The sequence below is a fragment of the uncultured Thiodictyon sp. genome (assembly GCF_903828115.1).
Classification (GTDB): Bacteria; Pseudomonadota; Gammaproteobacteria; order Chromatiales; family Chromatiaceae; genus Thiodictyon.
The window spans coordinates 1-14,548 of sequence record NZ_CAIKKU010000540.1; the positions used below are offsets into that span (position 1 = coordinate 1).

General features: G+C 65.4%; 16 protein-coding genes. 10 read left to right on the forward strand and 6 right to left on the reverse strand.

Annotated features, from left to right (window positions below):
• Positions 1 to 78: 78 nt before the first annotated feature.
• From QZY48_RS20025 to QZY48_RS20035, 3 genes are all read left to right on the forward strand, one after another.
• Positions 79 to 1,134 carry a hypothetical protein gene (locus QZY48_RS20025; RefSeq protein WP_295434480.1) on the forward strand — a complete coding sequence of 352 codons (1,056 nt, stop codon included), beginning with the start codon at positions 79 to 81 and terminating at the stop codon, positions 1,132 to 1,134.
• 589 nt (positions 1,135 to 1,723) lie between these two features.
• Positions 1,724 to 2,317: a hypothetical protein gene (locus tag QZY48_RS20030; RefSeq protein ID WP_295434482.1), complete on the forward strand. Its 594-nt coding sequence runs from the start codon at positions 1,724 to 1,726 to the stop codon at positions 2,315 to 2,317.
• 153 nt (positions 2,318 to 2,470) lie between these two features.
• Positions 2,471 to 3,430 (forward strand): AEC family transporter, encoded by a 960-nt coding sequence (locus QZY48_RS20035; RefSeq protein WP_295434484.1) that lies wholly within the window; start codon positions 2,471 to 2,473, stop codon positions 3,428 to 3,430.
• 269 nt (positions 3,431 to 3,699) lie between these two features.
• Here QZY48_RS20035 and QZY48_RS20040 read toward each other — a convergent pair whose 3' ends face one another.
• The 3 genes from QZY48_RS20040 to QZY48_RS20050 all read right to left on the reverse strand — a co-directional run bounded on the left by QZY48_RS20040 (position 3,700) and on the right by QZY48_RS20050 (position 6,373).
• The gene (locus tag QZY48_RS20040) at positions 3,700 to 4,746 is read right to left on the reverse strand and encodes a M14 family metallopeptidase (protein ID WP_295434485.1); all 1,047 of its coding nucleotides are present in this window, start codon (positions 4,744 to 4,746) and stop codon (positions 3,700 to 3,702) included.
• Positions 4,747 to 4,761: 15 nt separating this feature from the next.
• On the reverse strand, positions 4,762 to 5,454 hold the full coding sequence (gene murU, locus QZY48_RS20045) for an N-acetylmuramate alpha-1-phosphate uridylyltransferase MurU (RefSeq protein ID WP_295434487.1): 693 nt from the start codon (positions 5,452 to 5,454) through the stop codon (positions 4,762 to 4,764).
• Between the two features lie 529 nt (positions 5,455 to 5,983).
• Positions 5,984 to 6,373: a hypothetical protein gene (locus tag QZY48_RS20050; RefSeq protein WP_295434489.1), complete on the reverse strand. Its 390-nt coding sequence runs from the start codon at positions 6,371 to 6,373 to the stop codon at positions 5,984 to 5,986.
• A 26-nt stretch (positions 6,374 to 6,399) separates the two neighbouring features.
• Here QZY48_RS20050 and QZY48_RS20055 point away from each other — a divergent pair, with 26 nt between their 5' ends.
• The 6 genes from QZY48_RS20055 (at position 6,400) to QZY48_RS20080 (ending at position 12,647) form a co-directional block, all read left to right on the forward strand.
• Entirely contained in the window at positions 6,400 to 6,585 is a 186-nt protein-coding gene (locus QZY48_RS20055; RefSeq protein ID WP_295434491.1) for a DUF1778 domain-containing protein, read from the forward strand.
• Positions 6,586 to 6,699: 114 nt separating this feature from the next.
• Positions 6,700 to 6,960: a UPF0175 family protein gene (locus tag QZY48_RS20060; protein WP_295434493.1), complete on the forward strand. Its 261-nt coding sequence runs from the start codon at positions 6,700 to 6,702 to the stop codon at positions 6,958 to 6,960.
• Entirely contained in the window at positions 6,957 to 7,157 is a 201-nt protein-coding gene (locus QZY48_RS20065; RefSeq protein WP_295434495.1) for a hypothetical protein, read from the forward strand. The genes QZY48_RS20060 and QZY48_RS20065 overlap by 4 nt, the downstream gene beginning before the upstream one ends.
• Positions 7,150 to 8,259, forward strand: coding sequence for a hypothetical protein (locus QZY48_RS20070; RefSeq protein WP_295434496.1), 1,110 nt, complete (start codon positions 7,150 to 7,152; stop codon positions 8,257 to 8,259). Before QZY48_RS20065 ends, QZY48_RS20070 begins: the two co-directional genes overlap by 8 nt.
• Positions 8,256 to 11,591 carry a DNA methyltransferase gene (locus tag QZY48_RS20075; protein WP_295434499.1) on the forward strand — a complete coding sequence of 1,112 codons (3,336 nt, stop codon included), beginning with the start codon at positions 8,256 to 8,258 and terminating at the stop codon, positions 11,589 to 11,591. Before QZY48_RS20070 ends, QZY48_RS20075 begins: the two co-directional genes overlap by 4 nt.
• Before the next feature lie 252 nt (positions 11,592 to 11,843).
• Complete coding sequence (locus QZY48_RS20080) at positions 11,844 to 12,647, forward strand: hypothetical protein (RefSeq protein ID WP_295434501.1); 804 nt, start codon at positions 11,844 to 11,846, stop codon at positions 12,645 to 12,647.
• Positions 12,648 to 12,836: 189 nt separating this feature from the next.
• Here the strand turns inward: QZY48_RS20080 and QZY48_RS20085 are convergent, their stop codons facing one another.
• Together QZY48_RS20085 and QZY48_RS20090 are read right to left on the reverse strand one after the other, a co-directional pair.
• On the reverse strand, positions 12,837 to 13,277 hold the full coding sequence (locus QZY48_RS20085; protein ID WP_295434503.1) for an EamA family transporter: 441 nt from the start codon (positions 13,275 to 13,277) through the stop codon (positions 12,837 to 12,839).
• 284 nt (positions 13,278 to 13,561) lie between these two features.
• A complete protein-coding gene (locus tag QZY48_RS20090) occupies positions 13,562 to 13,837 on the reverse strand; it encodes a nitrogen fixation protein NifZ (protein WP_100920727.1) in 276 nt (91 codons plus the stop codon).
• Between the two features lie 226 nt (positions 13,838 to 14,063).
• Between QZY48_RS20090 and QZY48_RS20095 the strand changes: the two genes are divergently transcribed.
• Entirely contained in the window at positions 14,064 to 14,387 is a 324-nt protein-coding gene (locus QZY48_RS20095; protein WP_295434506.1) for an iron-sulfur cluster assembly accessory protein, read from the forward strand.
• Here QZY48_RS20095 and QZY48_RS20100 read toward each other — a convergent pair.
• Positions 14,377 to 14,502 carry a hypothetical protein gene (locus QZY48_RS20100; RefSeq protein ID WP_295434508.1) on the reverse strand — a complete coding sequence of 42 codons (126 nt, stop codon included), beginning with the start codon at positions 14,500 to 14,502 and terminating at the stop codon, positions 14,377 to 14,379. The genes QZY48_RS20095 and QZY48_RS20100 overlap by 11 nt on opposite strands.
• Between the last annotated feature and the right edge of the window lie 46 nt (positions 14,503 to 14,548).

A 14,548-nucleotide genomic window follows, 5' to 3' on the forward strand; every position in this document is an offset into this window, starting at 1 on the left:
ACAACCCCGCGGCAAAACGCGGTGTCCGGGACAGCGATCGAGCCCGCGGCAGCGCGACAACCAGTCAGGCAGGTACTCATGCTCGATCCAGTCTCCTTTGCCTCTGAAAACTGGCTCAATCCGCTCTACCAGGAACTGCGCAAGCTCATCGACGCCTTTCTGAGGGGTGACTTCACGCCGCTCGGGGACGGGCGCACCCAGTTGTTCATCCTCTCCGATGCCGGGATGGGCAAGACCTCGCTCCTGATGATGATCCGGCTCATGCACCTGACCGCCTTCTGGCCCAAGGGCTACGACTGTCGCTTGCTCAAGCTCGGCTCGGACACCCTGGAAACGGTGCGTGCCCAGCCCAACCAGGCGCGCACGGTCCTGCTGCTCGATGCCCTGGACGAGGACCCGACCGCCTGGAGCCGCATCGTGGGGCGGCTGATCGAAATCCTGGACGCGACCAGGAACTACCGCCGGGTCATTCTCTCCTGCCGGACCCAGTTCTTCCCTGAGACCGCCGCTGATGCCTTCGGCCGGCCGGGGCGCGTCCAGGTCGGCGGCTATACCTGCCCCATGGTCTTTCTCTCGCTCTTCGACGACGACCAGGTGGACGCCTATCTGCGTCGGCGTTTCCCCAATAGCTTGGGTCAGCGGCTCCTGGCCCGCGACAATCCGGTGAGGGTGCGCGCCGCCGCGGTGGTCCGCTCTATGGAGTCGCTGCGCTTTCGGCCGTTGTTGCTGGCGCATATCCAGGACATCATGGAGGCGGGCGAGCGTGACTGGGACAGCTACACCCTCTACGAGGTCCTGGTGGACCGTTGGCTGGCCCGGGAGGAAGTCAAGCTGCGTCGCCAACTGGAGACGGCGCCGGACAAGGCGACGCTCTGGCGCATTTGCGCCGCGCTGGCGAGCCAGATGCAGGGGAGTGGCAGTCGGCTGCTCCGGCGGGCCGAGTTGGATACATTGGTCTCCTGGATGGATCTGGCCGAGTTGGATTTTCGTGACCGGCTTGCCGATGGGTCCGAGGGGCCGCTGATGAACCTGATCCCAGCCGGTAGCTTCTGGATGGGCGCGGCCGACTCCGATACGTCTGCCGGTGACGCCGAACGGCCACTCCACCTCCCGTTACGGGTTCATCTGGTATGAATCGTATGACAGCCTTGGTTTTCGCCTCGCCAGGACTCTCTGACCCTTTGAACCCTGTCCGTTGTCCCTTTTCCCTGGTTTCCCGGCCCAGCCCGCCCCAGCGATTCCGTCCGGCTAACGGCCATAGCAGCAAGACCAGCCACCCCGGACGCTGAAAGCCGTGCGTGGGAGCGGCTTCAGCCGCGACGAGGCCACGGCAGCCGGCGCGGTCGCGTCGCGGCTGAAGCCGCTCCCACCGGGTCCCGGCCTGATTTTCACGGTAAAGCGTCGGCCCGGTCCGCGCACGATCGGTAGGCTGGGTAGAGCGCAGCGAAACCCAGCAGGCAAGGCTGAAGCCTTGGACTCCAGGCAGAGGCGACGCGGTCGGCGAGTACGCCTTGACTTAATGGCAGTGAGTCGGCAGCCCCACTTTGGGCGCTGATCATCGCAGCACATTGTCATTGATTATTCGCAAGCCTCGCCGTCATTCATCCTCTGACCAAGCCTGGTTTCAGGCGTGCATGGACTCAACAAGACGGATTTTGTTGCACCGCACAAGATTCTGCCGTACTATATTAGAGAATGCTGTTTTTCTTATCGAGAAGTATCCATGGCAACCATCCGTAAACCGATCCAGGGCCAGCCGTTCAACGACGTGCTGAACGAACTGCACGCGCACGCCATCACCGGCGTGCCGGATGAATCGGACCCCTTCATCCTGGACGAACTGGAGCGGGAGTATATCGCCTACGCCCTGGCACTCTATTATCAGTGCGACCACTGCCAGGTGCACCATAGCCACGCGATCGACCGCCTGCGGGTGAAAGGGGCGACCCCGCAGTGGAACTGGCGCGAGGAATTCTTGAAGACCATCCTGTTCCTGCGCACCGATCGCCGCGATATCTCCGACGCGGAGTGGGCGGGATGGCTCAAGGCGTGGCGCATCTTCGCGGTCCATATCCATTATCGGCACCCCGGTCTGGCCTGCTATGTGGCCTACGCGATCGGCATTGCCCGCCATGACGAGGTGCTGATGCAACTGGCCTTCGGCTCGATCAGTTCCAACAATGAAGACCACGATGAACTGCTGGGGGTGGTGCGCGACATCGACCGCCTCGTCGTCTTTATGAAGGCGGCGACTTCCAAGAATCGTACCGACCCGATCATTCGTTCCCAACTGCGCACGCGCGGGATTGCGGTCTGATCGCAGAAGGCGCGGTGGCTGGCCGTGCGGTCGCAGCCTGCGTCCACCGGTACCGGGCTGCGCCCGGCCAGCCGTAACAGGGCCGCCCAGGCTGGAGCGGACAGCAACCCTGCGTCAACGGTAACGCCACGCCGGGGCAGATAGGAACCCCAGTTGATCGCCATCGTCTCTATCACCGCCCCGATCTTTCTTCTGATCCTCCTGGGATTCGGCGCCGTCAGGGTCGGCTGGGTGCCGCGCGAGGGCACCCTCGCCATGGGCCGCTATGTGCTCAGCTTCGCCCTGCCGGCCCTGGTCTTCAATGCCCTGGCCGAGCGTCCCCTGGGTGAGGTCATAGTCCCCCAGTTTCTGTTCGCCTATGTCGCCGGGTCCCTGATCGCTTACGCCATCGGGGTCGCGGTCAGCAGCGCCGTCTACCGCACCCGTCCCCTGGGCAATGCCTTTTTCGGCATGGGCCTGTCCATGTCCAACAGCGGCTATATCGGGTATGCCTTGGTCGGCCAACTCTTCGGTGCCGAGGCCCTGATCGCGGTGGCCATGACCATGATGGTGGAGATCCTGCTGATCATGCCTCTGACCCTGATCCTGGCGGAGTTCAACGCCCAGGGCCGCCATGGCGGGGTGCTGCGCCCGCTGCGCAACGTCGCGCTCCTGGTGGTGAAGAACCCGATCCTGCTGGCCATCGCGGCCGGTCTGCTGTGCGCTTGGCTGGGGGTGACCCTGCCCGGGATGCTGGGGCGCACCATCGACCTGTTGGCCGCCTCCGCGGCGGCCGTCGCCCTGTTCGCGGTCGGCGGGAGCCTGGCCGGGGAGCGTTTGCACCGCGGTCTGGGCGCGGCGGCGGGCATCGCGCTGGGCAAGCTGATCGTCCACCCGCTCGCGGTCTTGCTCATGCTCGCCCTGGTCCCGCCCTTCGACCCCACGCTGACCCAGGCCGCACTGGTCATCGCGGGTCTGCCGATGGTGACCATTTTTCCGTTGCTCGCCCAGCGTTATGGGCAGGGCGAGCAGTGCGCCTCGGCGCTCCTGGCGACCACGCTGCTGTCCTTTGTAACGCTGAATTTGGGCCTCTGGGCACTGGGCATTGGTGCCGGCCACCCTGGCCAGCCATAGCGCGTAACTCAAGCGAGTCATCCGGCACCCCCCTGATAAACCTATATCCGGCAATTGCTCTCACAAAGACACAAAGAACACAAAGAAAGACAGATCATTAAAGGCGTTGAGCCGAACACCGCCCAGGTCACCTCCTCGACCGACATATCGCTCTGAAAATCTTAGTGATCTTTGTGTCTCTGTGAGAGAAATGCTCTTTCTGGGATGACCACCCGGGCCGCGGCGCCGGGTGATGGCAAGAACCATCAGCCAGGTCGACCGGTCGGCCCTCAGAGTCCGGCGCCGCGCCCCGGGACCTGATCGTTGTAGCGCTCCAGCAGATAGCCCAGGCAGTCCTGGCGGATGATCGTGAGATCGTGGGTGAGCATCGCGGGCATCGCCGGGCGGCGCAGCCGGACCTCGCCGTCTTCGCGGTGAAAGAACCGGCTCGCGACATCGCGGCCGCCCTCGTCGAGCACCTGCAAGCCGATCCCCAGGGACGGGTCGCGCAGGCGTGCGAAGGCAGTCCCGCGCGGCAGTTCCCGGAAGTTGAAGCGCTCGAGATCCGGATCGAGCACCAGGTCGGCCTCCGACGGCGGGAAAGCCAGGCTCAGGCCGGGCGGGACCAACATCCGGGCGACGGTATGGAAGAGGTCGATGTCCTGGGGCGCCACCGGATGGTCGGCAATCGCCGCCAGGTGCAGGGCGGCGTCCACCAAGCCCCGCGCGCGAACCACCCCGGCCGCCTCGCCGACCTTGCCGCACTCCAGCGTCACCGTCGGGCACAGGTCCGCGAAGGCGAGCGACTGCACCCCGGTGGGGCCGGTGAAATAGACCACGGTGCGGGCGAACAGGGTCGCCAGTTGCAGGGACCGGCTATCCAGCCGATCGACACAAGCGTAGTGTGGATTGGCCCCGGTGTTGTTGTGCAGGTCGATGCCGGCGAAGACCCCGCGCCGGGTCATGCGCTCGAGCACCGTGGCCGCCAGCTGCGTCTCCGCGCACTGGGGCAGTTCGCCCCCGGGCCAGATCCGGTTGTAGTCCGGCTGCCCCGGCAGGTGGCGCAGGCCTTGGGCGGCCGCCGCCACGTTGCCGATGAAGAGGCTTAGGCTGCGCGGCAGCCGCGGCTCGCCAAAGCGCGCGATGCGCTCGCGCAGCAGCGCGCGCACCGCGTCCCAGCCCACCGTCTCGTTGCCGTGCAGCAGGACCGAGACGAAGAGGGGCGGTTGCCGCCCCCCGGTCAGGTGGATCAGGGTCGGGCCGCCGAGGGCGCGGGCCAGGTCGCGGCTGTCGGTGGCGAGCAGGCCGGCGGGGAGTTCGTCGAGTTCCTGGAGCATGGGCGTCTCAAATACTCAAAGTAATGTAACGGGCAGGGGTAAGCCGCCGGTAAGCCGTCGGTTCAACTCGTCGAGCCGCTGCGGGGTGCCGATGTCGAACCAGTCGCCCCGATAGAGGCGCCCGCCCGCCTGGCCCTGGTCCATGGCCCGACGCAGCAGTGGGGCCAGGGGAAAGGCCCCGGGTGCGCAGCCCGCGAACAGTTCCGGGCGATAGAGCCCGATGCCGCTGAAAGTGTAACGCGGCTCGCCGTCCCGGCGGACCCGGTCGCCGTCCAGGGCAAAGTCCCCCGCCGTGTGTTGGGGTGGATTCGCGACCAGCACCAGGTGGGCCAGGTCGCCGTCGGGCAGGTCCAGGTCCGCGAAGGGGCAATCGGTCCAGATGTCGGCGTTGACGACCAGAAAGGGGCCGGGGCCGAGCAGCGGCAGGGCCTTGAAGATGCCGCCGCCGGTCTCCAGCGCCCGGCCCTCGCCCTCCGGGGAGTAACGCAGGGTCACGCCCAACTGGGCGCCGTCCCCCAGCGCGGCCTCGAGCTGCTCGCCCAGGTGCGCATGGTTGATCACGAGGTCGCGCACCCCGGCCGCCGCCAGCCGCTCGATGTGGTACTGGATCAGCGGCTTGCCGCCGACCGGCAGCAGGGGCTTGGGCACTCGGTCGGTCAGGGGGCGCATGCGGTTGCCGCGTCCGGCGGCGAGGATCATGGCGCGCATCGGGGAGTCCGGGGCTGGGTTCACGAATGACGCAAGTGTACCGGGCTTTGCGGTCCCCGACGCGGGCTTGGCGACTCTGACCGCGGGGCCGTCGCCCTGATAGGACCGGACCGAACGTTAGGCCGTCCTGGTACCCGGTTTCCGCTTATCTTGCGTATCGACCCCAACGGGGTCGAACATACCAGCCTAGGGCAACGCCCTGGGTATGGGTTATCGCAGCGCTTAGCCCTGAAAGGGCGTGACATCACGGCGAGGCTCCTGATGTCACGCCCTTTCAGGGCTAGGCCGATAGAAATAACGCGATCCCAGGGCGTTGCCCTGGGTTGGTATATTGCGCCCCTGCGGGGTGACATTCATGTGCCGCGGGATCACCGGCCGGCCCGTCAGGGCGAAGTCGTGACCGCGCGGCCTCAGGGCCATGGCCGCGACCATGGCCTGCTTGAGGCGCGCGTCGTCGGTCGGATTGCCGCGCAGCGCGCGGCGCAGGTCCGCCGCGTGTTCCTGACCGAGACACAGCAGCAGGCGCCGATCACTCGGTGTGCTCCTCGCCGGTCGTTGTCGGGATTGCCGATCCGGCGCGCCGAGGCGCGCTCGACGGCGTGCGGTGCGCGCCCCCGAGCCGCCAGGTCAGCCGGTTCGGGACATAACCGCCACGCTGGGTATTGCACGGGAATTGCGCGTGTGGCTTGGGCGGTGCTGTCGCCGTAACGCGGCCTCGCGGACCGTTCTTACCAAGCCCGGCGTCACTCCTCAACCAGCCCCGCTCGGTAACGCCGGTCCCGGCAGCGCTGCTTCCCGGGTCCAGGGGCGGGTAGCGCAGGCGCACGCCCGCGGCGCAGGTGCGCTCGCCCTCGACGAGAGTGTGAGCCCGGGCGCCGCGGCCCGGCCGCGGTGCGCCCAAGGACGTGCTAATCTGCACGGGTATCTCCCGGATCGGTGACGCCCATGCCCGAATCGATTGAACGCTTTGATATTCGTCTGCCCGCCAACGCCAAACGCCTGCTGGTCGAAGCGGCCGAGGTGAGCGGCAACACCCTGACCGGCTTGGTCCTGAACGCGGCCCTGGACAAGGCCCGTGACATCCTCCAGACCCACCGGCACTTCACGCTGAGCGCTGCTGAGCGCTGCTGAGTGGCAGGCATTTGTCGCCACCCTGGAGGCCCCGCCCGAGCCGAACCCGGTGCAGGTCGCGGTAGTATACTCGGGACCAAACTCCGCCAATGCACAACCCGTCAGGAACCGCCCATGGCAGTCGCCCAAATCGAGATCCCGACCGATGTCCTGGACTCCGCGCGGTTGTCGGTGCAGGAGGTTAAGCAGGAACTGGCACTGGCGCTCTACGCCCAACGGCGCCTGTCCATCGGCAAGTCACGGGAACTGGCCGGTCTGTCGCTATGGCAGTTCCGTCAACTGCTAGGCTCCCGGCACATCCCGCCGCATTACGATGAATCGGACCTCGCCGAAGACCTCGCCGCCCTTAGCGAGTTGCGCCAGGCCGAGTCATGACCGGCGTCGTCAGCAATACCTCGCCACTGACGAACCTCGCCGCTATCGGAGCGATGGGACTGCTGGAGCGTCTGTTTGGGCGGCTGCATATCGCCGAGGCAGTGCGACTGGAGTTGGAAGCCGACGGGCATGACTGGCCTGGCCGGGCGGAGGTTGCGGCGCCCTCCTGGGTGGAGTGCCGGTCAGGGGATGCATGACAGCTTGTTTCAGAGCGAGAGCAACGACAGCATGAACACCCAAGACTTAGCGATTGGAAGCCGTTTTGAGCATCCCATTCACGGAATGGCAACGGTGACCTTCGTCGGCACCGATTATCTGGGTATTGCGTTTGACGATCATGGCGAAGAACTGATGCGGCGAACGACGCTGGAGAGTGAAAAACCCGCCATTGCCCCGTCGGCGGCACCCGACCGCCTGGACTTGCCATGGCCGGAGTCGACCTTCGTCCCGGAGGGCGTGAATACCGAGCATTTTATGGGCTCACACTGGGACCCGTTCGTTGCCGACGCGGCGGAGATTATCGGCCGCTTGCCCGCGGTCATCCCGGACGCCCTCCTGCAAACCGGCTATGGGGAGGCTCGCAAGCCAAACCGGACCCTGCCGGACGACTGGCCGCGGGGCTTCCAACTGGTTTGGCCGCTCAGGGTGCAGGGGCTGGCGCTCATTCTGAGCCCCGAGCCGACCAACAACATCATTGTCAGCATGTTTCCGTTTTCCTGCACCGGTAGTCAGCAGTCTCTGCGGTTGCGCGAGATCACGGTCTGGGAAAGCGGGCTGGAGGCGCAGATTACCGCCGGCTGGGGCGACGGCGAAGTCACTTTTTTTGACACGCAATACTTGATCAATCGAGCCTGGTATGAGACGGGAAAGCAGTTTGAGTTCATTCTGACCGGCATCGCCTACGATGTGCGCCCGGCCGAGAGGCGCGAGTGGACGATCAACCAGCATCCTGACGTGGTGGCTTGGATGAACGAACGCTTGAAGGAAGGTGAGGAGCCCCACGAGGCAACCTGTGCCATGACCCTTGATGGTGCGGCGATGTTCCTCCCGGTGAGTGGCTGGGACCTGGATGACTACAGCGTTCATGCACCGGTGAAGTCTGTAACCGAGTTCTCCGACTGGCTGGGCCAAGACGGCTGGCGGGTCCGCGCCACGGTGATGCGCTTTGGCGCGGAAGACGCCGACCTGGATATTCTGATCACGCGCCGGGCCTGGGCGGGCGCGGCAGCGCCGCAGGTCGGCCAAGATATCGAAGGGCGGGTCTGGCTACAGGGGTTCCTCTGGATGCCGAAGTCTTGAAACCCCTGTTCAATCCGCGTCTCCTCTCCGAGGCTCGGCGCGAGCACCCCTTTATCCTTGACGACGAGCAACGCCGGATCGCCGCGGCCTGGGCCACCGGTGCCGCCAACGGCACCCTCCTGGGCCAGAAGGAAAGGCCCCTCCAGGGTCAATTCCTGAGCGAGTTTTTTGACCGTCTCCTCGGTTACCGCCAGATCGTCGGAGCGGAGGAGACCCACCACATGGAGCCCGAAACCAGTTCCACCGCGGTGAAGGGTTACCGCCCGCCGGACGCCCGCCTGGGCTGGTTCGGCCCGGCCATCGACCGGACCCGCGGGGTGCTGGAACTCAAGGGGCCGGGCGCCGACCTGGACGCCAAGCAGGGCGCGGGCTACGGCAAACTCACCCCGGTGGAGCAGGCCTTCGGCTATGCCGCCAAGGTCGATGGCTGCCGCTGGGTCATCGTCAGCAACTTCGTCGAGGTACGCCTGTACCGCACCGACCGCGGTCAAGGCTACTGTCAGCGCCTCAAGGTCGCCGACCTGGCTGATCCTGATGCCCTGGAGACCTGGGTTTTCCTGCTGTCCCGTGTCACCCTGCTCGGGAGCGACCCGGCCGACGAGAGCCCGGTCGAGCGCCTGGTTCATCAGACCCATGTCGAAGAGGAGCGCATCACCAAGGCGTTCTATTGCTTCTACCGCGACCTGCGGCTTGACCTGTTCCACCAGCTCAAGGCCGACAACCCGGCACCCAATGAGGATCAGGCCGTGGACCACCAGGTCCGGCTGCTGGAACTGGCGCAAAAGCTGCTGGATCGGTGTCTCTTCATCTGCTTCTGCGAGGACACCCGCCTGCTGCCCGCCAAGGTGCTGCGTCGCGCCCTGACGGTGAAGACCGAGGGGTTCGTCCCGGTGTCGCGCTGGCAGCAACTCTGCGGACTCTTCGCGGCAGTGGACCGGGGTTACGCGCCGATGCAGATCAACGGCTACAACGGTGGGCTCTTCGCCTTGGACCCGGCACTGGATCGCCTCTGTGTCGCCGATGCCAGCCTGAACGGTATCGAGGCGCTTGCGGGTTACGACTATGAGACCGATCTCAACGTCAATATCCTCGGGCACATCTTCGAGCAGTCCATCACCGACCTGGAGGCGATTCGCGCGGCCATCCGCGGCGAGGCCGCCGCCCGGGAGGGCTCCCGGCGCAAGCGTGACGGCATCTTCTATACCCCCGAGTTCATTACCCGTTTCATGACGGCCCGCACCATCGGCGGTTGGCTGGCCGAGCGTTATGCCCTCCTTGAGACCCGGTACCGGTCCGGCAAGCCCGGTCCCATGTCCACCGAGACGCGGCTCCGGATCTGGGTCGACTACCTGGAGGTATTGCAACACATCAAGGTCCTGGACCCGGCCTGCGGTTCGGGCGCCTTCCTGGTCGCCGCCTTCGACTATCTGAGCGGGGAGTACGAGCGGGTCAATCGCGGCATCGCGGAGTTGAGTGGCGCACCCCGGCAACTCGGGCTGTTCGACCTGGACCGCCGGATTCTTCAAGAGAACCTGTTCGGCGTCGACCTGAATAATGAGTCGGTCGAGATTACCAAGCTTAGCCTCTGGCTCAAGACCGCACGCCGCGACCGGCCGCTCAACACCCTGGACGGCAACATCCGCTGCGGCAATTCGTTGGTGGAGCCGCCGGCCACGGGGGTCCCGTCGTCCCTGACCGAGGCCTATGTGACCCTGCCCGCGGATGCCCGCGCCTTTGATTGGCGGGCGGCCTTCCCCGGGGTCTTCGCCCAGGGCGGCTTCGACGTGATCGTCGGCAATCCGCCGTATGTACGTCAGGAGCTATTGGGACCCTTCAAGCCCTACCTGGCCCAACGCTATGCGAGCTATCACGGCGTCGCCGACCTCTATGTCTATTTTTACGAGCGCGGCCTGGAACTGCTCGCGCCCGGGGGCAAGCTCAGCTACATCGTCACCAACAAGTGGCTGCGGGCCGGCTACGGCGAGCCGCTGCGCCGCTTCTTCACCGAGCGGGCCGAGGTCGACGAGATCCTGGACTTCGGCCATGCCCCGATCTTCGAGGATGCCGACACCTTCCCCTGCATCATCGTCGCCCACCCGCGCCCCGTTGCGCCGGCCGCGGCGGACAGTCCGCCCCTGGTCAGGGTGTGCCCGGTCCCGCGTGACCGATCGAGCGCCTTGTCCCTGGACAACTATGTCCACGAGCACGGCTACCCGGTGCCCTGGGGCCGCTATGGTGCCGCGCCCTGGAGTCTGGAGTCCCCGGAGGTGGATGATTTAATGGGTAAGGTCCGGGGGCGCGGGGTGCCGCTCGCCCAGTTCGTCGGCGTAAAACCCTACCGTGGCGTCTTGACGGGGCTTAACGAGGCCTTCCTGATCGATGACGCGACCCGTGCCACCCTGATCCGCGAGGACCCGGGCTGTGCGGATGTCATCAAGCCCTACCTGCGTGGGCAGGACATCAAGCGGTGGGTGCCGGATTGGCAAGGGCTCTGGATGATCTTCGCCCGCCGCGGGATCGACATCGACGCCTACCCATCGATCCGGGCGCATCTGAATGGTTACCGCAGCCGCCTTGAATCGAAACCGAGCGATTGGGACCAGTTGGCATCTGGCGATTGGCCGGGACGCAAGCCGGGCCGCTACGCCTGGTATGAGATTCAGGATAGCGTCGATTATTGGCAACGGATGGATGAGCCAAAGATCGTCCATACCGATATTGCTTGGCGGCCCCAATTCGCCTTTTCGGATACGCCGTTATACTTCGTCAACACCTGCTATTTCTGGCCGACGACGGACCTGTTCGCCCTGGCCGTAATGAATTCGCCACTGATGTGGGGCTATTTATGGCGCCACGCCCAACACGGCAAGGATGAGGCCCTGCGTCTGTTCAATTCATTCACCACGACCCTGCCGATCGCCGAGCCGACACCGCAGCTCCGCACCGAGGCCGAGGAGCGGGTCGCGTCCCTGCTCGCCCTGTCCCAGGGGTCTCAAGACCAGGCCCGCGAGTTGCTGAACTGGCTGCGCCTGGAGCTTGGTGTCACCCAGCCCGGCCAACGGCTGGCGGCCTTCGCGGACCTGACGGGCGACGACTTCGTGGCCGAGGTCCGCAAGCGTCGACCCAAGGGCGCCCCCCGCCTGACCCCGAAGGCCATCACCGAACTGATCGCGACCCACCGGCACTATGCCGATCCCGAGCGCGCCCGCGCCGCCCAGGTCCGCACCTTGGAGCGCCGGCTGTCGGACCTGGTGAATCAGGCCTACCGGCTGACAACGGACGAGATCGACTTGCTGTGGCGCACGGCACCCCCGCGGATGCCGCAGTTCTGAGGGTCCCGGCACCGCGAAGCGCCGATCCCGCTACCATTCGAGGCCGTCCGTGAGCTTGAGAAATCGACAGTATTACCTATATTTATAAGGATTTATAGGACTTGTTCGCACGGCGCTGACCGATGGCGGTTCACTTCAGGCTTGCTTTGGGGTAATCCTGCGGTTGTCAACGCCGCTCCTGTCTTGGCGACCAGTCCGGGCGTCGGCGCGGCCGGACCACCCTTTTTCATACCGACGAGACGGAGGCAAGCGATGAGGACGACACCGACGGGCCCGGGATTGCTGCTGGGGGCGCTGCTGCTGGGGCAGGGCGGTGCGGCGCAAGCGACGCTGGTCAATTACCAGGTGGGCGGGGTCGACCTGGTCTGGGAGTCGGACCGGAACCTGACCTGGGTGGCGGATGCCAATCTGTTCCAGACGCAATACGGCGCCGACCCCGGCACGGTCGAGCGGATCATCGCCGCGGTGCCGACGGTGCCAACCAGTTGGGACGGACCGCACCAGGTGGTGGCGGGCGACTTCGACACCGGCAGTGGCTTGATGAACTGGTGGGGCGCGATGGCCTGGGCCCAATGGCTCGGCAGCATCCGCTATGGCGGGGCGAGCGACTGGCGCCTCCCCGCCACCGCGCAGCCGGACGCGGCCTGCAGCGATCACTACGCTCCGATCGATGGCTTTCCGCTCCAAGGCTACGGCGACGACTGCACCGGCAGCGACCTTGGGCAACTGTTCTACACCGCGGGCGAGTTGACTGCCGGTGAATCGATTCTTGCTGATCCTCCGGGCATTCTGGGCGGCTACTTTGTCAATATGCAGTCGTTCCCGTACTGGTCCGGCACGGAGGTTGCGTGGAATCCGGGCCTCGCGTGGTTCTTCAGCACCAACAGTGGGTATCAGAACTACAGCGGTGAGAGCAGTCAGTCCTACGGCTGGGCCGTGCGCCCCGGACGAGTCGCTGCCGCCCCGCTACCCGCGACTGGCCTGCTGATGGCACTGGGTTTGGCGGCGCTCGGCGTCAGCCGACGCGGGCGGCGCTCGACCTTGGCGATTCGATGATCCTGGAAAAAGAAGTTCTCACGCAAAGACGCCAAGAACGCAAAGAAGAATAGAGCGTTGCAAGCGCTGGCCCCGTCACCCGGCAGGTGCACCGTGCGGCAGAGATATCGCATTGGAAAACTTTGCGTCTTTGCGTCTTTGCGTGAAACAATTACTCCTGCCAGGTTGAGCCGATCCGCGGCGCCCCGATCAGCCCCGATTCGCCAGAAAGACCACCACGACGCCGCCCATGATCAGGGCGCCGCCGACGAGGGTCATGGCGTTGATCTGGTTCTGCCGAAAGAAGATCCAGGCGAAGAGTGCGACGAAGATCGGATACGAAATCTCGATCAGCGAGGCCAGCGTGGCGTTCTTCTCGCCGATGGCCATGTAGATCAGCAGGGTGCCGGCGGCGGAACTGACCAGGGCGAGCGCGAACCAGGGCCAGTCCGACCCCAGTGCCCGCAGTTCGCCCGTCAGGTCGCCCAGTCGCCCGCCCGCCGCCAGCGCGAGTGCGCCCGCGATGGCCCCGAAGCAGGCGTAATAGAAGAAGAAAGTGAGCGGCGCCATGCCATGCTCGATCACGCGCCCGCTGGAGGCGTAGCTCACACCCCAGATGACGGACGCCGCTACCGCATAGATGATCCACATCGCTGGCCTCTTAGGTTTATTCAATCAGCAATTTCGCATCGGTGCGGGGCGGCGAACTTTACGATCGAGGTCGCGATGTTCGGGCTGCCGGGATTGACATCGATGCTTAAGGCGATTTCCGAGCAACTCCGTACCACGAAGGCTCGACCTACGATGGCCGGGGCGACTCGACCGGAGGCCGACGCTTTAGCGGGCAGCGGCGCCGCATCCGGCTGAAGCCTCGACCTCCGGTTGGTTGTACGCATACAAGGTGATCCGGAGTTCACCTAAGGGTCGCGATGATATCAGGCCGCGGGCCGCTCGGTGCCGAGTTCCTCCGCCCAACACCCGGTCGGCGGTCCCAGCACCAGGTCGGGTCCCTCGAAGCGGACCAGGTACAGGGTGCGCTCCGGGTCCTCCTCCAGGTGGCCGATCTTGAGGATGACGCCGCGGGTCCCGGGGGCGGCGATCAGTGCGTCCGCCGCCAGGTCCGGGATGCCCCCGTCGTTGACGATGGCGGCGGCGGCATAGACCAGGTCGCCGGGATTGAGCTGATCGAGGGTCGGTTGGTCGAGGGTCATGGGGTTTGCTCCCGTTTTCGGCAGGCGCCGTGGTTGGCTGGGCGGGTCTGTCGGTAATCCGACCAAAATACTGCGCAGGGCTGTGGCAGAGCCGACAAGCCCGGCGGCAGTGGGTTATGAGATCTTCAACAACAATGACATACAGTCTCTTCACTGCATGGCATGGGGATTGCTTTTTTCCTCCTCAACAGCGAAGCAAGACTCAAGCCATTTGGAGCATCCGACCATGTTGACCCTGACCCCCAGCGCCCTGAAGGCCGTCAGCCGTTTCATCAAGGGGTCCGCGGACCCGGTTGCCGGCCTGCGCATCGCAGTCACCGGCGGCGGCTGTTCCGGCCTGCAATACGCGGTGGCCCTGGAGGGGGCGGCGCGCGCCGACGACGCGATCGTCGAGTGCGGGCCGGTGAAGGTCTTCGTCGACCCCGCCAGCGCGCCCATGCTGGCCGGCGTCACCGTCGACTTCAGGGACAGCATGGAGGGTAACGGCTTCCGGTTCGAGAATCCCAATGCCGCCCAGAGCTGCGGCTGCGGCAAGTCGTTCAGTGCTTGACGGCGCTCGCCGCAAGCCGGCTTCGCGTCATTAAGTAACGAGTCAAGAACAAGCTAAACACATTCGTTGTCGTTGTCGTTGTCGTTGTCGTAATCGTAATCGGAGAGCGATGCACTTTGGGGTGCAAGAGAATCCGAGGCGCTACGATAATCTCGACAACG